20 protein-coding genes are annotated in these 19,437 nt (G+C 72.6%); 8 read left to right on the forward strand and 12 right to left on the reverse strand.

Going from position 1 to position 19,437, the window contains the following annotated elements; genetic code table 11:
* Window positions 1-72 precede the first annotated feature (72 nt).
* The 3 genes from FHX81_RS06580 to FHX81_RS06590 form a co-directional block, all read right to left on the reverse strand.
* Window positions 73-807: a helix-turn-helix domain-containing protein gene (locus FHX81_RS06580; protein ID WP_141976048.1), complete on the reverse strand. Its 735-nt coding sequence runs from the start codon at window positions 805-807 to the stop codon at window positions 73-75.
* Between the two features lie 187 nt (window positions 808-994).
* On the reverse strand, window positions 995-1,981 hold the full coding sequence (locus FHX81_RS06585; protein ID WP_141976050.1) for a LacI family DNA-binding transcriptional regulator: 987 nt from the start codon (window positions 1,979-1,981) through the stop codon (window positions 995-997).
* Window positions 1,982-2,232: 251 nt separating this feature from the next.
* A complete protein-coding gene (locus tag FHX81_RS06590) occupies window positions 2,233-2,469 on the reverse strand; it encodes a hypothetical protein (protein ID WP_141976052.1) in 237 nt (78 codons plus the stop codon).
* An 86-nt stretch (window positions 2,470-2,555) separates the two neighbouring features.
* Here FHX81_RS06590 and FHX81_RS06595 point away from each other — a divergent pair, with 86 nt between their 5' ends.
* From FHX81_RS06595 to FHX81_RS06620, 6 genes are all read left to right on the forward strand, one after another.
* Entirely contained in the window at window positions 2,556-3,095 is a 540-nt protein-coding gene (locus FHX81_RS06595; RefSeq protein WP_211363397.1) for an MOSC domain-containing protein, read from the forward strand.
* Between the two features lie 147 nt (window positions 3,096-3,242).
* The gene (locus FHX81_RS06600; protein ID WP_141976054.1) at window positions 3,243-3,992 is read left to right on the forward strand and encodes an SDR family NAD(P)-dependent oxidoreductase; all 750 of its coding nucleotides are present in this window, start codon (window positions 3,243-3,245) and stop codon (window positions 3,990-3,992) included.
* A 124-nt stretch (window positions 3,993-4,116) separates the two neighbouring features.
* A complete protein-coding gene (locus FHX81_RS06605) occupies window positions 4,117-4,491 on the forward strand; it encodes an SSI family serine proteinase inhibitor (protein WP_170231958.1) in 375 nt (124 codons plus the stop codon).
* A gap of 194 nt (window positions 4,492-4,685) precedes the next feature.
* On the forward strand, window positions 4,686-5,405 hold the full coding sequence (locus FHX81_RS06610; protein WP_141976058.1) for a hypothetical protein: 720 nt from the start codon (window positions 4,686-4,688) through the stop codon (window positions 5,403-5,405).
* A complete protein-coding gene (locus FHX81_RS06615) occupies window positions 5,392-5,937 on the forward strand; it encodes a phage holin family protein (protein WP_246107663.1) in 546 nt (181 codons plus the stop codon). Before FHX81_RS06610 ends, FHX81_RS06615 begins: the two co-directional genes overlap by 14 nt.
* Window positions 5,913-6,644 carry a DUF3618 domain-containing protein gene (locus FHX81_RS06620; protein WP_141976061.1) on the forward strand — a complete coding sequence of 244 codons (732 nt, stop codon included), beginning with the start codon at window positions 5,913-5,915 and terminating at the stop codon, window positions 6,642-6,644. Before FHX81_RS06615 ends, FHX81_RS06620 begins: the two co-directional genes overlap by 25 nt.
* 73 nt (window positions 6,645-6,717) lie before the next feature.
* On the opposite strand, the gene pcaC is transcribed toward FHX81_RS06620, so the two are convergent.
* From pcaC to FHX81_RS06655, 7 genes are read right to left on the reverse strand one after another with little or no spacing between them, the layout of a single operon-like run.
* On the reverse strand, window positions 6,718-7,062 hold the full coding sequence (gene pcaC, locus FHX81_RS06625) for a 4-carboxymuconolactone decarboxylase (protein WP_141983772.1): 345 nt from the start codon (window positions 7,060-7,062) through the stop codon (window positions 6,718-6,720).
* A gap of 14 nt (window positions 7,063-7,076) precedes the next feature.
* On the reverse strand, window positions 7,077-7,826 hold the full coding sequence (gene pcaD, locus FHX81_RS06630; protein ID WP_141976063.1) for a 3-oxoadipate enol-lactonase: 750 nt from the start codon (window positions 7,824-7,826) through the stop codon (window positions 7,077-7,079).
* Window positions 7,823-9,208: a 3-carboxy-cis,cis-muconate cycloisomerase gene (gene pcaB / locus FHX81_RS06635; RefSeq protein WP_211363398.1), complete on the reverse strand. Its 1,386-nt coding sequence runs from the start codon at window positions 9,206-9,208 to the stop codon at window positions 7,823-7,825. Before pcaB ends, pcaD begins: the two co-directional genes overlap by 4 nt.
* On the reverse strand, window positions 9,183-9,779 hold the full coding sequence (pcaG, locus tag FHX81_RS06640) for a protocatechuate 3,4-dioxygenase subunit alpha (RefSeq protein WP_141976065.1): 597 nt from the start codon (window positions 9,777-9,779) through the stop codon (window positions 9,183-9,185). The genes pcaB and pcaG overlap by 26 nt, the downstream gene beginning before the upstream one ends.
* Window positions 9,772-10,497, reverse strand: coding sequence for a protocatechuate 3,4-dioxygenase subunit beta (gene pcaH / locus FHX81_RS06645; protein WP_141976067.1), 726 nt, complete (start codon window positions 10,495-10,497; stop codon window positions 9,772-9,774). The genes pcaG and pcaH overlap by 8 nt, the downstream gene beginning before the upstream one ends.
* 31 nt (window positions 10,498-10,528) lie before the next feature.
* Window positions 10,529-11,254, reverse strand: a complete 726-nt coding sequence (locus tag FHX81_RS06650; RefSeq protein WP_141983774.1) for a CoA-transferase subunit beta — start codon at window positions 11,252-11,254, stop codon at window positions 10,529-10,531.
* A gap of 29 nt (window positions 11,255-11,283) precedes the next feature.
* Window positions 11,284-12,081 (reverse strand): CoA transferase subunit A, encoded by a 798-nt coding sequence (locus FHX81_RS06655; RefSeq protein WP_141976069.1) that lies wholly within the window; start codon window positions 12,079-12,081, stop codon window positions 11,284-11,286.
* 285 nt (window positions 12,082-12,366) lie between these two features.
* On the opposite strand from FHX81_RS06655, the gene FHX81_RS06660 reads away from it, so the two are divergent.
* Window positions 12,367-12,585 (forward strand): hypothetical protein, encoded by a 219-nt coding sequence (locus FHX81_RS06660; protein WP_141976072.1) that lies wholly within the window; start codon window positions 12,367-12,369, stop codon window positions 12,583-12,585.
* Between the two features lie 15 nt (window positions 12,586-12,600).
* Here FHX81_RS06660 and FHX81_RS06665 read toward each other — a convergent pair whose 3' ends face one another.
* A complete protein-coding gene (locus FHX81_RS06665; protein WP_141976074.1) occupies window positions 12,601-13,194 on the reverse strand; it encodes a maleylpyruvate isomerase N-terminal domain-containing protein in 594 nt (197 codons plus the stop codon).
* A 259-nt stretch (window positions 13,195-13,453) separates the two neighbouring features.
* Window positions 13,454-14,860, reverse strand: a complete 1,407-nt coding sequence (locus FHX81_RS06670; RefSeq protein ID WP_141976076.1) for a PP2C family protein-serine/threonine phosphatase — start codon at window positions 14,858-14,860, stop codon at window positions 13,454-13,456.
* Between the two features lie 95 nt (window positions 14,861-14,955).
* On the opposite strand from FHX81_RS06670, the gene FHX81_RS06675 reads away from it, so the two are divergent.
* Window positions 14,956-19,428 (forward strand): hybrid sensor histidine kinase/response regulator, encoded by a 4,473-nt coding sequence (locus FHX81_RS06675; protein ID WP_141976078.1) that lies wholly within the window; start codon window positions 14,956-14,958, stop codon window positions 19,426-19,428.
* The last annotated feature ends 9 nt before the right edge of the window (window positions 19,429-19,437 follow it).

The following is a 19,437-nucleotide window of genomic DNA, read 5'->3' on the forward strand; positions in this document are numbered from 1 at the left end:
CGCGATTCCAGCGAGGAGGTTTGTCACTTGGCACAATTGTCACGCAGGACAACGGAGGGCGTTTCGCCCGGCTCAGCGCGGCGCCGCGAGCCCGTGGTGCGTGCGGCTGATGAGCGCGGCGAGCAGCTTCCCCGCGCCGGAGACCGTCTGCGGGTGCAGGCCGGTCAGCGCGGCGATGCGGCGCAGCCGGTAGTCCACCGTGCGCGGGTGCACGGTCAGGTGCCGTGCCACCCGCTGCCGGTCCCGGTCGAACGCCAGGTACAGGTACAGCGTGTGGATGAAGTCCTGGTGGTCGGCCAGCGGGTCGAGCAGGGCCGTCATCGTGGACGACAGCTCACCGTTGGCGAGCATCGCCTCCTCCAGCGGGTGGGCGTCCACGCTGGTGGGGCTGGCCGCCAGGGCCAGGCTCGCGTACGTGGCCGCACGCCGCGCCTCGGCCACCAGTTGGTCGCGCTCGGCGCCCCGGCCGACCCGGGACACCCCGATCGGCAGGTTCGCGACCAGCTTCTCCAACCGGCGCACCAACCGGTCCTGCTCGGCGCGGACCGTGTGCGGGGACGAGCCGGACACCAGGGCGGTGACGCACCCCGGCGTGACGAGGTGGCCCGTGCAGCGGTCCAGCACGTCGGCGCACACCTGTCTGCGCCGGTCCGGCCCGTCCGCGCAGGTGGTGAAGTCGACCGTCACGGCCGCCAGGTGGGTGGCCTCCCCGACGACCGGCACGTCACCGTCGAGGTGCACGCGGACGCCGTGGTCTTGGGTCGGGATGAGCGGGGCAGGCTGCGGTAACTCCCGTTGCGGTGCCATGAACACTTCCCCCAGGGTTCTGCGACGATGCACGGTTCGTCACGTTCGGTGACGAGCCTGGTACACGGCTTCGAGTCAACCAACCGCCACATGAGCGTGCACCCGTCCAGACGGACCAATAGGGAGCGCGTGTCACCGACATCCGGGCTAAGGCACGGCGCCGGCGTTCCTGATAACGGGTGAGCGATCAGCCCGAACGGCGGGCGACGAAAGTCGTCGGCAGCACCACGGGCTCCCGGCTCGGCGCCGCGCCCTCCAGCCGGGCCAGCAGCAGCCGTGCCGCGGCCTCGCCCATCTCCCGCATCGGCTGGCGCACGGTGGTCAGCTCCGCGTGCGCCGCGATGGGTATGTCGTCGAACCCGACCACCGCCACGTCCTCGGGCACCTTCCGCCCCGACGCGGCGAGCGCCCGCATCACGCCCAGTGCCGACAGGTCGTTCTGCGCGAACACCGCGTCGAACCGCAACCCCGTCGACAGCAACTTCTCGGTCGCCACCGCACCCCGGTCCGTCCCGAAGTCACCCTCCACGACCAACCGCGGGTCGACGTGCACCCCCGCCTCCCCCAACGCGTCCAGGAACCCGTCCAACCGCTCCCGCACGCACCCGAAGTTCGCCGGCCCCGTCACCACGGCGAACCCCGTCCGCCCCGCCGCCACCAGGTGCTGCGCCGCCGCCTGCGCACCCTCCCGGTTCGTCGTGCACACCGACGGGAACCCCGGTCGGCTCCCCCGGTCGTCGATCATGACCACGGGCAACCCCTGGTCGTGCAGCGTTTCGATGTAGCTCAACGTGTCCGGCGGCTCTATCACCAACAACCCGTCGAACGCCTTCGCCGACACGTGGCTGGCGAACTGCGCCAACGACTCGGCACCCCGGTTCACCGTGTACAGCAGCAGCCCGTACCCCTCCGCCTCCAACTCGTCGACCGCCCCCTGCACCACCTCACCGGTCCACGGCCAGGTCAACGAGGGCACCAACATCCCCACCGTGCGCGCCCGCCCCCGCGCCAACCCCACCGCCCGGGCACTGGGCACGTACCCGACATCGGCGATGACCTGCCGCACCCGCGCCGCCGTCGCCGCGTCGACGTCCGGTTTGCCGTTGAGCACACGGGACACGGTCGCCTTGCTCACCTGGGCACGCTGGGCGACTTCGGCGATCGTCACTCGCACTGTGCACTCCTCGACTACTGGTCCACGGCGACCCGTAACCGGTACCGAAACCGGTTACGGACACGCAGTCAACCGCCCCGTGCACACAGCGTCAAGACCCCGCCACCCCACCACAACCGGACACACCGGTCAGACGCACCCATCCGAGCCCCACCGCCCGACCCGAACACCGGCGCGAAACCACGCTCGGCCCGCACACCAGCCGCCACGGACCCGCGGCCGGACCACCGAGCCGGACACCAACCCGGACGTCACGCCAGCACCGCGCGCCCCTCGGGCGTCAACTCCGCCCGCACCCAGACCCCGGACGAGTCCCGCTGCGCCGGACGGACCAACCCGGCGTGCGCCAACTCCCGCGCCGCCACCTGGTCGCTGCACAGCAACCCGTCGACCTTCAGATCCGGCTCACTGCTCCGCGTCACCTCGGCCCGCCCCGCGGCGATCGCCCGCAGCAGCGCCCGTGCCCGGTGGTTCAACTCGTCATCCATGATCTTCCGCCGTCGTCCCCGGAAAAGGTCGTGCACCCCTCTATCGCCGCAGCACCCCGAACCCTTACTTCGGTAGGGTCGGTCCCATGGGGACGATCACGGCCGTGAGCCGGAGCGGGGAGTACACGTTCACCAAGCCCAACCACGACTCGATCACGCTCCTCGCGGGTCTCGGCGTCGAGGGCGACGCGCACCAGGGCGTCACCGTGAAGCACCGGTCGCGCGTCAAGCGCGACCCCACCCAGCCGAACCTCCGCCAGGTGCACCTCATGCACGCCGAACTGCACGACGAGCTGACCGCCAACGGCTTCCCGGTCGCACCGGGCCAACTGGGCGAGAACATCACCACCCGCGGCGTCGACCTGCTCGCGCTCCCCACCGGCACGCGCCTGCACCTGGGCTCCCGAGCCGTCATCGAGGTGACCGGCCTGCGCAACCCGTGCCCGCAGATCGAGGCGTTCCAAGCGGGTCTGCTGAAAGAGGTCGTCGGCCGCGACGAGGACGGCAACGTCGTCCGCAAGGCCGGCATCATGTCGATCGTCCTCGTGGGCGGCGAGGTCCGCCCCGGCGACGAGATCCGCGTGGAACTCCCCGCCGAACCCCACCGCGCCCTGTCCCCCGTCTGACAGGCAGCCCCCGAACGGCCCGCTACCGCGCGACCTTGATCGCCGCCGAGCACGGCGACGCCGTCCCGCCCACGCGACCCCTCGTCCGGATCGACCCACGACGTCCCGACCTCCCGCGACGAGCCGACCCGGCTACCCTCCGCACCCGTGACACGACTCCTCGAAGGCAAGGTCGCGCTCGTCACGGGAGCCGGCGGGCTCGTCGGGCGCGGGATCGCGATGCGGTTCGCGCGGGCCGGAGCGGCCGTGGTGGCGCACGCCAGGCACAGCGACGTCTCGGCGCTCGTCGCCGACATCACGGCGGCCGGTGGGCGGGCGACGGAGGCGCACGCCGACCTCGCCGACGAGCACGCCTGCCGCCGACTGGTCCGCGAGGCGGCCGAGTGGGGTGGCCGGTTGGACGCCGTGGTGAACAACGCCGGCGTGCAGCCGGTGCGGGGACTCGCGGGCATGACGGTGGCGCAGTGGCGTGAGGTGGTGGACTTCAACCTCACCAGTGCGTTCGGCTGCACCCAAGCGGCGGCGGAGGTGTTGCCGCCGGGTGGGTCGGTCACGCACGTCGCCTCGATCGAGGGCAGGCACCCCGCCGCCGGGCACGCGCACTACAGCGCGTCGAAGGCCGCGCTCATCATGCACGCGCGCTCGGCCGCGCTCGAGTACGGCCCGCGGGGCATCCGGGTCAACACCGTCTCCCCCGGCCTGATCGACCGACCGGGGCTCGCCGAGGACTGGCCCGACGGGGTGGACCGGTGGACCCGCGCGGCACCGCTGGGACGGCTCGGCCAACCCGAGGACGTTGGTGACGCCTGCGTTTTCCTCGCCTCGCCGATGGCGTCCTGGATCACCGGGAACGACCTGGTAGTCGACGGCGGGATCACCGCGCGACCCACTTGGTGAGCTATTCGCGACGATTTGGAAATGTTAATTCACAGATTACTGCATCCCGGTGAGATGCGAATCCGCCCGAATATCCCCCACTCGATCGGGCCACCCCGTTGTCATGCGACGAACACGAACCCTCATGGCTTCCTTGTTCGCCTCCGGCCTGCTGGCCGCTCCGCTGATCGCCACCGGCACGGCGTCCGCCGCGCCGCCGGAGACGGATCTCGTGCTGGCGGTCCACGAGGCGGAGACCGGGGTCGAGACGACCCGGCTGACCTGCGACCCGGCTGCGGGCGAGCACCGGTTGGCGCAGGCCGCGTGCGGTGAGATCGAGGCCGCCGGCGGCGACTTCACGCAGTTGCCCGGCACCGACCCGCAGGTGTGCACCTTCGACTACCGCCCGGTGACCGCGATCGCGTTCGGTTCCTGGCGCGGTGAGCCGGTGCGTTATGTCCAGGAATTCCCGAACCGGTGCGTGATGGAGCAGGAGACCGGCACGGTTTTCTCGTTCTGACCCAGCCCTGTCAATTGACGACGACCTCGTGGCCGAACCCGGCCGCGGGGTCGTCCGCACATTTGTCGGCTATTCAGCGTCACCACGCGACCACGGTGCGTGCGCCGGAGATGGTTGTTGTCGCGAAGGAGGTTAGCCCTCCGCCACGGGGGTAGGTGGGAGGGGAGAGCACCCCCGACCTTGAGGAGTCAGTCGTGGACGAGAACCAGGTGGGTGCGGTCCGCGAGACCGCCGGACAGGAGGGCACGGCCGTGGCGCAGCACGCCAGGCAGGCCGCCGGAGAGGTGCGTTCGACCGCGCGTGAGCAGGTCGGGCAGGTGGCCCACGAGGCGACGGGCCAGGCCAAGCACGTGGTGCGCGACATGCGGGAACGGGTCGCGACCGAGGCCGAGGAGCAGGCGCGGCGGGTGTCGCGGCAGATCGACCGGATCGCGGACGAGCTGGGCTCGATGGCCGACGGCTCCGGTCCCGACTCGCTGACCGCGGGTGCGTTGCGCCAGGTGTCCGACGCCGGTCGGCAGGCGGCGCGCTACCTCGACGAACGGGGCGCGCGCGGGCTGCTGGACACGGCCCAGGACTTCGCGCGGCGCAAGCCGGGCACGTTCCTGATCGGCGCGGCGGTGGCCGGTTTCCTGGTCGCCCGCACCGCGAAGAGCCTGAACGCGCCCGACCGGTCGCAGTCCCACCGGCCGCAGGCGCAGCCGCAGCCGCAGCCGCAGCACGGGTACACGGACATGACGCCGACCACGCCGGTGACCACGCCGAGCGCCGTGCCGCCGTCGTCGCCGTCGCCCGCGCCCACCCCGATGCCGTCCGAGTACGGCACGTTGGCGCCGCAGATCCCGGCGGACCACCCGACGCCGTCGCCGCGCGCCCCCTACCAGCCGGAGGGATCGCGGTATGTCCAGCGCTGAGACGCGGATGACGGGCGGCCGGGTGCCGGAGACCCGCATGCCGACCGGCGGCGCGGTGCCGCCTGCCGGGGCGATGCCCCCACCCGGCGCCGTGCCACCACCCGGCTCGGTGCCCCACGGTGGCGCGACGCCGCACGGTGCCGTGCCCGCCGACGAGGACACCTCGTTGGGGCAGCTCATCGGCGACCTGACCGAGGACCTGTCACGGCTGATGCGCCAGGAGCTCGAACTGGCCAAGGCCGAGATCAGGCAGGAAGCGGGCAAGGCGGGCAAGGCCGCCGGGATGTTGGGCGCGGCCGGTTTCGCGGGGTACATGACCGCGGTCCTGCTGAGCCTGGCGCTGGCGTTCGGCCTGGCGACGTTCATGGGGCTGGGCTGGGCGACGCTCGTCGTCGCCGTGCTGTGGGGCATCGCCGGGTTCGCCCTGTTCTCCGCCGGCCGCTCCCGACTGCGCAAGGTCAACCCGAAGCCGGAGCGCACCATCGAGACGTTGAAGGAGGACGTGGAATGGGCCCGTCACCCGACCAAATAAGGCACGACATCGACCGGACCCGCGCGGAGCTGGTGGCGGACGCCAACCGGATCGTCGACCACACCAGGCCGCGCAACATCGCCCAACGCCGGGTCGACCGGGTGCGGCACCGGATGAGCACGTTGAAGGAGCGAGTCATGGGCACGGTTCCGGAGACCGCCTCGACCCTGCAGGACCGCACGTCGGGCATGGCCTCCACCGTCGGCGAGCGGGCGCAGGGTGCGGCGTCGACCGTGAGCGACAAGGCGCAGCACGCGGCTTCGACCGTCGGTGACAAGGCCCAGCAGGCCGCGTCCGCCGTCGGCGAGAAGGCGCAGGAGGCCGCGCACGCCGTCCAGCAGGCGCCCGAGCAGGCGCGGCAGCAGGCCCGCGGCAACCCGTTGGCGGCGGGGCTCATCGCGTTCGGCGCGGGTGCGCTGGTCGCGACGCTGATCCCGGCGACGCGGGCGGAGCAGGACGCCGTGCGGCAGCTCAGCGAGCGCGCCGGCGGTGCGATGGAGCCGGTGAAGGAAGCCCTCACCGAGTCCGCGCAGAAGCTGAAGGAGGACGCGAGCAGCGTCGTCGGCGAGGCCGCTGAGCAGGTCAAGCAGGTCGCCCAGGAGGCCACGCAGACGACGGTCGAGCAGGCCAAGGGCTCGGCCCAGGAAGTCGGCCAGCACGCCCGCGAGTCCGGCCAGCACGTCAAGTCGGAGATCCGCGACCAGTAGCCCCCGTCCGCGAGCAGCGCCGACCCCGCCCCGGGGCTCGGCGCTGCTCGCGTTGTCCGAGGCAGGCTGGAGGTCAGTCCACCGCCAGGATCGGCTGGGCCACGGCGAACGCCCGGTTCGCGGCGGGGACGCCCGCGTAGACGCCCACCTGCAGCAGCACTTCCTTGATCTCCTCCCGCGTCACGCCGTTGCGCAGGGCCGCGCGCACGTGCATGGCCAGTTCCTGCTCGTGCCCGAGAGCGGCGAGCATGGCGAGCGTGACGCACGACCGCACCCGCCGGTCCAGGTCCGGCCTGGTCCACACCTCGCCCCACGCGTACCGGGTGATGAAGTCCTGGAAGTCGGCGGTGAACGCGTCGGTGCGGGCGATGGCGCGGTCCACGTGCTCGTCGCCCAGCACCTCCCGCCGCACGCGCATGCCCTCGTCGTGGCTCACAGGTGTGCCTCCACGATCGCCGACACCTCGTCGGCCGACTCCACGTTCGCCAGGTGCGCCCCCGGCACGAGGTGGAACGTCGCGCCCGGCACGGAGTCGGCGATGAACCGGCCGCACTCCGGCGGCGTGGCCTCGTCGGACGCGCCGGAGATGACGACCGTCGGCGCCTCGATCACCGGCAGCACGGACCGCAGGTCCATCGCCGCCAACGCCTCGCAGCACCCGGCGTAGCCCTCGTCGTCCACTGAGGACAGGTTGGCCGCGAACCCGGCCACCACCTCGGGTGACTCCGCGCGGAACGCCGGGGTGAACCAGCGGCCCACCGCGGCGGCCGCGAGGGCACCGGTGCCGGACCCCCGCACGGCCGCCGCCCGCTCCAGCCACGGCTGCGCCGTCGCGAACCCGGCCGTCGTGCAGCACAGCACCAGCCGCTCGATCCGCTCCGGCGCGTGCCCGGCCAGCCACATGCCCACCATGCCGCCCATCGACACGCCGCAGTACGACACGCGGGCCAGCCCGAGCGCGTCGAGCAGCTCCAGCACGTCGTCGGCGAGGTCGTCGATCCGGTACGGCCCGTCCACCACCCCGGAGCCGCCGTGGCCCCGGTGGTCGTAGCGCAGCACGCGGAACCGCCGGTGCAGCACGGGGAGCTGCCGGTCCCACAGCGCGGTCGTGGTGCCGAGCGAGTTGCCCAGGACGACGACCGGCGCGTCCTCCGGCCCGCTCAACTCGTAGTGCGGCTTCACGGCCGGTCCCTCCCCCGGTGCGCCGCGAGGGCGCGGTCGGTGAACTCGCCCGCGCGGCCGGTGTACCCGGCCGGGTCGAGCGCGTCGTCCAGTTCCTCCTCCGACAACCCGATCCGCAGGTCGGCCAGCAGCGCGTCGCGCAGCGACCGCCCGGCCGCCACCGCGGTCCGGCACACCTCGGCGACCAGCTCCTGCGCCTCCGACCGGCCGATCCGGTCGGCGAGCCGCACGGCCACGTTCTCGGCCATCAGCAGCCCACCGGTCAGGTCGAGGTTGCGGCGCATCCGCTCCGGGTCGACCCTCAGCCGCGCCAGCAGCTCCCGCGTGCCGCGCACCGCGCCACCGACCAGCCGCAGCAGCTCGGTGACGGTCTGCCACTCGCTGTGCCACGCGCCGGCCGCGCGCTCGTGCTCCTGCGCCATCGCCGACAGCACGGTCGCCACCAGCCCCGGTACGCGGTGGGTGCACGCGGTCACCAGCACGGCCCGCACCGGGTTGTGCTTGTGCGGCATCGCCGACGACGTGCCGCCGTCGCCCTCGGCCACCTCGGCGACCTCGGTCTGCGCGAGCAGCACCACGTCCTGCGCGATCTTGGCCAGCACGCCGGACGCCTCACCCAGCGCGCACGCCAGCTCGGCCACCCTGGTCCGGTCGGTGTGCCACGGGATCAGCGGCGCGGCCAGGCCGAGCTGCGCGGCCAGCTCCGCGGTCAGGTCGCCGCCCGGGCCCGCCGCGGCCTGGGTGCCCGCCGCGCCGCCGAACTGCACGGCCAGCCGCCGCGTGCGCACGCGGGTCAGCGCGTCCTCGGCCTCGTCCACCGCGACCAGCCAGCCCGCGCACTTGAGCCCGAACGTGGTCGGCAGCGCGTGCTGGGTCAACGTGCGGCCGGCGATCAGGGTGTCCCGGTGTCGCCGGGCCAGCCGCTCGCACTCGGCGGCCACCCCGCGCAAGCCGGCCAGGATCGGCCCGAGCGCCCGGTGCGCGACCAGCGACAACGCCGTGTCCAGCACGTCCTGGCTGGTCGCGCCGTTGTGCACGGCCGCACGGCCCTCGGCGGTGACGTGCGCCCCGATCGCCCGGACCAGCGGCACGACCGGCGTGCCCGAGGTGAGCGCGCCCTCGCCGAGCACGACCGGGTCGTAGTTGCCGACGTCGATGGCCGTGACCACCATCCGGGCGGCCTCCGGGGACACGATGCCCGCCCTGGCCTGCACGATCGCCAGAGCGCGCTCGAAGTCGAGCATGGCTCGCAACCACGCCCGGTCGCAGGTCTGGTCGTCCACGTCCGGGTCGGTGAACAGCGTGCCCCACAGCGAGCGCGTGCCCGGTTCCCGCGGCCCGACCGGCCGGCCGTGCTCAGAGGTCGAAGAAGACGGTTTCATGCTCCCCTTGCAGGTGGATGTCGAAGCGGTAACCACGAGGGCGGGTTACCGGCGGCTCGCTCCCGGCGATCGCTGCGATCAGGGTGGCACGCCGGGCCTCCTCGATCGAGGTGAGCACCGGGTCCTCGGCGTTGGCCTCCTCGTCGGGGAAGTAGATCCGCGTGACCAGTCGCACCAGCATGCCCCGGCAGAACACCGACACGTTGAGGTGGGGTGCCTCCCGGCCGCCCCCGGCCGCGGGCAGCGGGCCGGGTTTGACGGTCAGCAGCGAGTACCGCCCCTCGGGGTCCGTGGCGCTGCGGCCGAAGCCGCGGAAATCCTTCCAGCGCACCGCGCCGCGCGGGTCGTCGGGGTGGTCGAACCGGCCGTCGGGGTCGGCCTGCCACGTCTCGACCACGGCGTCCGGCACCGGCGCACCCGCGCCGTCGTACACCGTGCCACCGATCCGGACCGCGCCGGGCGTGCCCTCGGGCACCACGAACGGTCCGTCGGGCCACACCAGGCCGAACGAGAAGAACGGGCCGACGGTCTGCGACGGCGTGGTCTGGAGCCCGGCGTGCGAGTCACTCATCGTCGTCGTCCTCTTCCTCCAACGGGGTGGGGTTCTTCCCCCGCAGCACGATGTCCCACTGGTAGCCCAACGCCCACTCCGGCACGGTCGTGGCCAGGTCGAACCGCGCCACCATGGCCTCGCGCGCCTTCGGGTCGCGGACCGAGTTGAAGATCGGGTCCTGGGCGAACAGCGGGTCGCCCGGGAAGTACATCTGGGTGATCAGCCGCTGGGTGAACGCGGTGCCGAACAGCGAGAAGTGGATGTGCGCGGGCCGCCACGCGTTGTCGTGGTTGCGCCACGGGTACGCGCCGGGCTGGATGGTGGTGAACGAGTAGCGGCCGTCGGCGCCGGTGACGGTGCGGCCGACGCCGGTGAAGTGGGGGTCCAGCGGCGCGGGGTGGCGGTCGAGGTCGTGCCGGTAGCGGCCGCCCGCGTTCGCCTGCCAGACCTCCAGCAGGGTGCCCGCGACCGGGCGGCCGTCGCCGTCGAGCACGCGGCCCGAGACGATGATCCGCTGGCCCTGCGGCTCGCCGTCGTGCCCGAGGGTCAGGTCGTGGTCGTGGGGTCCGACGCGGCCCTCGCCGAGCAGCGGCCCGGTGATCTCGCCCAGCCGCTGCGGCAGCAGCACGAAGGGCCGGTGCGGTGCCCGGAGCACGTTGGACCGGTACTCGGGGAACGACACGGGTGGGTGCGACGGCGTGTCCGGTCGGTAGGTGTGCGGCTGGTGGGTCGGCACCGGGGGTCTCCTGTTCGTCGTGCCGAGGGGGTTATCGTGCGGTCAACGCGCGGAGCACGGTCAGCTCGTCGTCCGTGGGCGGCTCGCCGCGGCCGAGGTCGTCGGCGACGCGCAGGTCCCAGCCGGTGCGCTCGCGCGCGGTGGCCGGGTCGACGCCGGGGTGCAGCGCGGTCAGCACCAGCTCGCGGCTGTCCGGGTCGGGTCGCAGCACGCCCAGGTCGGTGATCACCAGTTGCGGTCCGGCGCCGGTCAGGCCCAGCGCCTCGCGCTCACCCGGCCCGGAGCCGAAGCCGAACGAGGTGACGAAGTCGACCCGCTCCACGAACGACCGCTTGGTCTGCCGCACCACCACCACGACCTCGCGGCACGAGGCGGCGATCTCGGGCGCGCCGCCCGCGCCGGGCAGCCGCACGCCGGGGTGGCGGTAGTCGCCGCCGATCACGGTGGTGTTGATGTTGCCGAACCGGTCCAGCTGGGCCGCGCCGAGGAAGCCGACGTCGATGCGGCCCGGCTGGAGCCAGTAGTTGAAGATCTCCGGCACGCCGACCACGCTGACCGCCGTGTCTGCCAGCACGCCGTCGCCGATCGACAGGGGCAGCCGGTCGGGTTTCGCGCCGATCGTGCCGGACTCGTAGACCAGCACGAGGTCCGGCGCGTGCGTGCGGCGGGCCAGGTTGGCCGCCGTGCTGGGCAGCCCGATGCCGACGAAGCACACGGCGCCGTCGCGCAGCGCCCGTGCCGCCGCGACGGTCATCATCTCGTCGGAGGTGTACCCGGGGTCGGTGCTCACGCGACGCTCTCCAACCACTGCGCGAACCGGTCCCGGTCGCGGCTGATCTCGTCCCAGGCCACGTAGAAGTCGTTGTCCCGCACGGAGTAGTCGTGCGCGTAGGACGGGTGCGCGCCGCCCGGCGCCTCGGCGACGTAGTCCACCACCCAGGACGGCAGCACCACCGCGCCCGGCCGCGGCTCCAGCTCGTCCACGACCTCCTCGACGGTGACCAGCGACCGCGTCGCGGCCAGCACCGCCTCCTTCTGCACGCCGGTGATGCCCCACAACTGCACGTTGCCGTGCCGGTCGGCGCGCTGGGCGTGCACGACCGCCGCGTCCAGCCGCAAGGCGGCCACGGCGGTCAGCACCTCGCCGGTGAACGGGCAGGTCACCGGGGCGATGTTGGCGGTCTGGGCGGGCAGGTCGGTGCCGGTGTAGCCGCGCAGCACGGCGAACGGCAGCCCGGAGGCCGCGGCGACGTACCGGTTGGCCATGCCCGCGTGGCTGTGCTCCTCCAGCTCCAGCGGTCGCGGCCAGCCGTTCCGCACGGCGTCGCGGAACCGGTGCAGCGAGCCGACACCGGGGTTGCCGCCCCACGAGAACACCAGCTTGCGCGCGCAGCCCGCGCCGATGAGCTGGTCGTACAGCACGTCGGGCGTCATCCGGACCAGGGTCAGGTCGCGCCTGCCCTGCCGGATCACCTCGTGCCCGGCGGCGAACGGGATCAGGTGCGTGAACCCCTCGAACGCCACGGTGTCTCCGTCGTGCACGACGTGCGCGACGGCCTCCGCGAGGGGCGCGATGGTGGCCAATCCGACCTCCGGTGGTGCACCGCCGAAGGTCGGCGGCGACGTGCGGCGAACCGCGGTGGACGTGGCGGAACGCTAGGGACCACGCCGAAGCCGGGTCAACGGGATCTTCCACTCACCGGAAGCCCGGACCTCCTCGCGCGGTCCGCGGTCGGCGGAACTCCCCCGGCGTTGCCCAATTGTCCACTTCGGACTGACCCGGCGGCGGAGCGGGACCGGCCCCACGGGCGGGGACGTGACCGTGGGCGTGTTGCGCGCTGTGACGACGCCGGTGGTACTCGCGATCGAGTGGTCGGGAAGTCCTGGGACGATCGGTCCGGGACGGACTCGCACGGCCTCCTCGCCGACCTGGACCCGACCCATCGGCACCTCGTCGTGGAACGGCTCGACCTGGAGCCCGCGGGACAGCCCTACCCGCAGGTCCACCTGGACAGGCGGAACCCCGCGCGCACCAACGCCTGGTCGTCGGCCAGCACCACCCTGATCACCACGAACCTCCCACGGTAGGACCCTGTCGACGGATCAGTCCGCCAGGTCCCGACGGCGCGCCGGGTAGGCGGGCCACGGGCCCAGCTCGGGCAGCGGCACGGCGGAGGAGGGCGGCTCGTCGGGCTCGCGGCCGGCGAGCCAGGCGGCGAGGTCGCGCACCCCGCCGACGACCTCCGTGCCCGACCCCCGCGCCCCGTCGACCGCTCCGGCGCCCCACGTCCGCGGCACGTCGGTCGCCCGCAGCACCACGCCGCCGGGCAGCCGGGGCCGCAGCACGCCGATGGTGTGCACGGCGAACTCCGCGCTCCACTCCCCCGGCCGCACGCCCAGGTCGAGGTCGACCAGGTGGATCCACACCTCGCGCCAGCGGGTGAACACCGGCGGCACGGGGTCGGGCACGGCCGGGTCGGCGGGCTCGGACCAGTCCGCGACGGCCGCCCACGCCCGTTCCAGCCGTTCGGCCTGCTCGACGGTCGCGGCGCGGTGCTCGGCCGCGGCGCGTGGCGCGGTGGCCTCGATGGTGGCGTCCCGCTCGCCCGGCTCCCACAGCTCGACCCGCTCGCCGCGGGCCGCGTGCTCGACCACCCGGCTGCGGGCGCGGGCGGCGTCGGCGAGGTGGGCGAGCACGTGCCCCCGTGTCTAGCCCGGCAGCAGGGACGGTCGGGTGACCTGCTCGTCGGTGAGGTCGGCGATCACCGCGAACAGCCGGCGGTGCGCCCGCGCGACCGCGTCCAGGGGTGGCTCCACGCGTTCCGACTCTAGCGGTGTCCGGTATCCGCCGGGACGTGCGCACCGCGCCGCAGAGTCCATTGTGGACCGCACGGGCGGGCGCGGCGATCACGCCGGACGTGAGGCCGGTGGCGGAGACGTCCGGGAGCCGCGGGCCTTACGCGGTTCTGGGAGCCGCCTGCACCACGAGCAGCGTCAGGTCGTCGTGCTCCGCCGGGCCCAGCCAGTCGAAGACGACGCGGCGCAGGTGGTCGGACACCGCGTTGGCGGACAGTCCGGCGCAGTCGGCCAGCGCCGCCTTCAGCCGCACGTCGCCGAACAGCTCCTGCCGGTCGTCGTGCTTGCGCGCCTCGGTCAACCCGTCGCTGTACAGCAGCAACGTCTCCCCCGGCGCGAGGGTGACGGTCGTCTGGTTGAACCGCACCTCGGGCAGCACGCCCACGATGCCGCCGTGCACGGCCACCTCGTCCACCCGCCCGTCGGCGCGCAGCACCAGCGGGGCGGGGTGGCCGCCCGCGGCCAGGGTCAGCCGCAGGCCGCCCGCCTGCACGGGCAGCATCGTGCCGACCACGAGCGTGGTGAACAGCCGGCTGCCCGCGGCCCGGAGCGCGGCGTTGAGCAGGTGCAGCAGCTGTGCGGGCCGCTGCTCGACCACGAGCAGGGCGTGCAGGCTCTGCCGCACCCGGCCGCTGTGCGCGGCGGCCTCCAGGCCGTTGCCCGCCACGTCGCCGAGCACGAACGCCGCGCTGCCGTCCTCGCGCGGGTGCACGTCGTAGAAGTCGCCGCCGATCAGCACCCCCCGGTGCGCGGGCTCGTAGACACCGGCCAGGCGCACGCCCGGCATGTCGGGCAGTGGTGTGGGCAGCAGGTTCGCCCGCAGCGCCTCCACGGTCCGCCGCTGCTCGGCGAGCCGGGTGCTCGACTCGACCGCCGCGGCGGCCCGTGCGGCGTACCGCTTGAGCAGGTCCACGCTCCACGTGCCGCCGAAGCACACGAGCGCGCCGCCGTCGGTCAGCGGCACGGCCACGCCGACCCCGGACGCGCCCCACGGCCCGTCACCCAGCTCGGTGAGCTCGGCGTGCTCGACCACGCGTTCCAGCACGGCGGTGAAGCCGGGCGCGGTCCCGGCGACCTGCCGCGTGGTGCGGGCCACGGCGACGCCACCCGCCGGGGTGCGCCGCCACCATTCGAGACGGCCGCGGGCACCGGGCAGCACCACGACCGCGTGCTCGGCGGGTGCCAGCTCGACCACGGTCCGCAGGACGTCGGCCCGTTCGGTGGGCGACGCCAGGCGCCGCGCGGCCTCGTCCAGGTGGTCGTCCACGCCCCGGTACCAGGCGACCCACCCGCCGCCGAGCTCCTGCCGCCGGCCGCCCGCCACGTCACCCGGCAGCGTCGACCCCGCCATGACCTGCGGGAACAACACCGAGGCGAGGGAGTTGGCCACCCGGACGACGCCCTCCGGGTCCAGCACGACGACGGCCTCGTGGAAGCCGTCGACCACGCGACGCCACGCGTCGAGGTCGAGGCCCGTGTCGGCGCCTTGCCGGTAGCCCTGGGCCATCACGGCTCCTGTGTGTCGGGTCGACCCAACCTATCGGACAAGTTGCCACCAACAGTGGCAGGCTTGGCGCAGTTCCGCTGACATCGGAGGCTCGTGTGACGACCGCCCAGGACGACACGGACGTGACCCTGGCCCGACTGCTGACCGCGATGCGGGAGATGAAGGACGGCAACTTCCGCCGTCGCCTCGTCGTGCCCAAGAGGGTCGGGCACCGCGACGGGGTGACAGCGGAGCTGGCAGAGGCCTTCAACGAGATCGCGGAGCGCAACCAGTGGCTCGTCGGCGAGCTGGTGCGGGTCCGCCAGTCGGTCGGCCAGGAGGGCAGGCTGGGCGAGCGGCTGGCCCCGAGCACCGCCACGGGCGGCTGGGCGACGGCCGCGGACGCGGTGAACGGCCTGATCGACGACCTGACCCGGCCGACCGCCGAGCTGAGCCGCGTGCTCGCCGCGGTCGCCGAGGGCGACCTGTCGCAGGAGATCGTCGTCGACGCGCGGGGTGAGGTCGCCACCCTGGTCGAGAGCTTCAACTCGATGACGGCGACGCTGCGGACGTTCGCGGGCGAGGTCACCCGGGTGGCGCGGGAGATCGGCACCGACGGGCGGCTGGGCGGCACGGCGGTCGTGCCGGGCGTGGCGGGCACCTGGAAGGACCTGACCGACTCGGTCAACTTCATGTCCGACAACCTGACCAAGCAGGTCCGCGACATCGCCCAGGTGGCGACGGCGGTGGCGCAGGGCGACCTGTCGCAGAAGATCACCGTGACGGTGGCGGGTGAGATGCTGGAGCTGAAGGACACCGTCAACACGATGGTGGACCAGCTCTCCTCGTTCGCCGACGAGGTCACCCGCGTGGCCCGCGAGGTCGGCACCGACGGACGGCTGGGCGGCCAGGCCCAGGTACCGGGCGTCGCCGGCACGTGGCGCGACCTCACCGACAACGTGAACTTCATGGCGAACAACCTGACGTCCCAGGTCCGCAACATCGCCCAGGTGGCCACGGCGGTCGCGCAGGGCGACCTGTCGCAGAAGATCACCGTCGACGCGCGCGGCGAGATCCTGGAGCTGAAGTCGACCATCAACACGATGGTCGACCAGCTCTCCTCGTTCGCCGACGAGGTCACCCGCGTGGCCCGCGAGGTCGGCACCGACGGACGGCTGGGCGGCCAGGCCCAGGTGCCCGGCGTCGCCGGCACGTGGCGCGACCTCACCGACTCGGTGAACTTCATGGCGGGCAACCTGACGTCCCAGGTCCGCAACATCGCCCAGGTGACGACGGCGGTCGCGCAGGGCGACCTGTCGCAGAAGATCGACGTGGACGCGCGGGGCGAGATCCTCCAGCTCAAGACGACGATCAACACGATGGTCGACCAGTTGTCCTCGTTCGCGGCGGAGGTCACGCGCGTGGCGCGCGAGGTCGGCAGCGACGGGCGGCTGGGCGGCCAGGCGCAGGTGCCGGGCGTCGCGGGCACGTGGCGCGACCTGACCGACTCGGTGAACTTCATGGCGGGCAACCTGACGTCCCAGGTCCGCAACATCGCCCAGGTCGCGACGGCCGTGGCGCGGGGTGACCTGTCGCAGAAGATCACCGTGAACGCGAGGGGCGAGATCCTGGAGCTGAAGGACACCATCAACACGATGGTGGACCAGCTCTCCTCGTTCGCCGACGAGGTCACCCGCGTGGCCCGCGAGGTCGGCACCGACGGACGGCTGGGCGGCCAGGCCCAGGTACCGGGCGTCGCCGGCACGTGGCGCGACCTCACCGACTCGGTGAACTTCATGGCCAACAACCTCACGGCGCAGGTCCGGTCGATCGCGCAGGTCACGACGGCGGTGGCCGGCGGCGACCTGTCGCAGAAGATCACCGTCGACGCGCGCGGCGAGATCCTGGAGCTGAAGTCGACCATCAACACGATGGTCGACCAGCTCTCCTCGTTCGCCGACGAGGTCACCCGCGTGGCCCGCGAGGTCGGCACCGACGGACGGCTGGGCGGCCAGGCGCGGGTGCCCGGTGTCGCCGGCACGTGGAAGGACCTCACCGACAACGTCAACGTGATGGCCGACAACCTGTCCACGCAGGTCAGGTCCATCGCGGCGGTGGCGACGGCGGTGGCGGGCGGTGACCTGTCCAAGAAGATCGCGGTCGAGGCGAAGGGCGAGGTCGCGGCCCTGGCCGACACCATCAACGGCATGGTCGACACCCTGCGCGCCTTCGCCGACGAGGTCACCCGCGTGTCCCGCGAGGTCGGCACCGAGGGCATCCTGGGCGGCCAGGCGCGGGTGCCCAACGTGGCCGGCACCTGGAAGGACCTCACCGAGAACGTCAACTTCATGGCGAACAACCTGACCTCGCAGGTCCGCAACATCGCCCAGGTGACGACGGCGGTCGCGCTGGGCGACCTGTCCAAGAAGATCGACGTCGACGCGCGGGGCGAGATCCTGGAGCTCAAGACCACCATCAACACGATGGTCGACCAGCTCTCCTCGTTCGCCCAGGAGGTCACGCGCGTGGCCCGCGAGGTCGGCACCGAGGGCAAGCTGGGCGGTCAGGCCGAGGTGGAAGGCGTCTCCGGCACCTGGAAGCGGCTCACCGAGAACGTCAACGAGCTGGCCGGGAACCTGACCCGGCAGGTGCGCGCGATCGCCGTGGTGGCGACGGCGGTGACCGCGGGCGACCTGACCCGGCAGATCACCGTGGAGGCGTCCGGCGAGGTCGCCGAGCTCAAGGACAACATCAACCGGATGATCGGCAACCTGAGGGCGTCCACCCGCGCCAACCAGGAGCAGGACTGGTTGAAGACGAACCTCGCCCGGCTGTCCGGCCAGATGCAGGGCCACCGGGACCTCAACGCCATGGCGTCGCTGGTCATCAGCGAGCTGACGCCGCTGGTGTCGGCGCAGCACGGCGCGTTCTTCCTGGTGGACGCCGAGTCCAACGCCCTGGACCTGACCGCGGCCTACGGGTACGCGCCGCGCGGCGGGCGGCCCACCCGGTTCGTGCGCGGCGAGTCGTTGATCGGGCAGGTCGCGGTGGAGAAGAAGACGCTGCTCGTCACCGACGTGCCACCGGGGTACATCGAGGTCGGGTCGGGGCTGGGCGCGGCACCGCCCGCGAACCTGGTGATCCTGCCGATCGTGTTCCAGGGCGAGACGCTCGGCGTGATCGAGCTGGGCTCGTTCGGCGAGTTCACCGCGGTGCACCTGGACCTGCTCGACCAGCTCAAGGAGAACATCGGCGTCAACCTGAACACGATGCTGGCCAACGCGCGGACGGACAGCCTGCTGGTGGAGTCGCAGCGGCTGACCGAGGAGCTGCGGGCCGGTTCGGTCGAGCTGGAGGCGCGGGCGCGGCAGCTGTCGTCGGCGTCGAAGTACAAGTCGGAGTTCATGGCGAACATGTCGCACGAGCTGCGCACGCCGTTGAACAGCCTGCTGATCCTGGCCAAGCTGCTGGCCGACAACCTGGACGGGAACCTGAACCCGAAGCAGGTGGAGTTCGCCAAGACCATCCACTCGTCGGGCACGGACCTGCTGCAGCTGATCGACGACATCCTGGACCTGACCAAGGTCGAAGCCGGGCACATGCAGGTGCAGACCGACTCGGTGCAGGTGTCGGACATCGTCGGGTACGTGGAGGCCATGACCACGCCGCTGGCCGCGGAGAAGGGGCTGGCGTTCGAGGTCGTGGTGGAGCCGGTCGTGCCGCCCACCCTGCACACCGACGAGCACCGGTTGCAGCAGATCCTGCGCAACCTGCTGTCGAACGCGGTGAAGTTCACCCACGACGGCGAGATCAAACTGCGCATCCGGGTGGTCGAGGGCTCGGTCGCGTTCGACGTGCAGGACACCGGCATCGGCATCCCGTCCGACAAGCTGTCGGTGATCTTCGAGGCGTTCCAGCAGGCCGACGGCACGACGTCGCGCAAGTACGGCGGGACCGGGCTGGGGTTGTCGATCAGCCGGGAGCTGGCCGCCCTGCTGGACGGCAGGCTGGACGTGCGGTCGGAGCCCGGCATCGGGTCGACGTTCACGCTGTACCTGCCGCTGGGTGAACAGGGCGTCGTGCCGCCGGTCGTCGTCGACCCGGGGGCCGTGCCGGAGCTGCTGACGCCCGCCGACGAGTCACCCCGGCCGGTGTCAGAGCAGTCGCTGGTGGCCCCGACCGAGCTGCCGCCCGCGCCGATGCGGTTCCACGGGGAGAAGGTGCTGATCGTCGACGACGACCTGCGCAACGTGTTCGCGTTGACCAGCGTGTTGGAGCTGCACGGGTTGCAGGTCATCTACGCGGACAACGGGATCACCGGTGTGCGGGCGTTGGAGCAGTACGACGACGTGACGCTGGTGTTGATGGACATCATGATGCCGGAGCTGGACGGCAACGCGACCATGGCGGCGATCCGGGCGATGTCGCGGTACGCCGACCTGCCCGTGATCGCGGTGACCGCGAAGGCGATGAAGGGTGACCGGGAGAAGTCGTTGGCTTCGGGGGCGACGGATTACGTGACGAAGCCGGTGGACACCGAGCACCTGTTGCGGTTGATCGCGTTCTACCTGGGGGTCGAGCAGGACTGATCCTGGAGT

The sequence above is a fragment of the Saccharothrix saharensis genome (assembly GCF_006716745.1).
Taxonomy (GTDB): Bacteria; Actinomycetota; Actinomycetes; order Mycobacteriales; family Pseudonocardiaceae; genus Actinosynnema; species Actinosynnema saharense.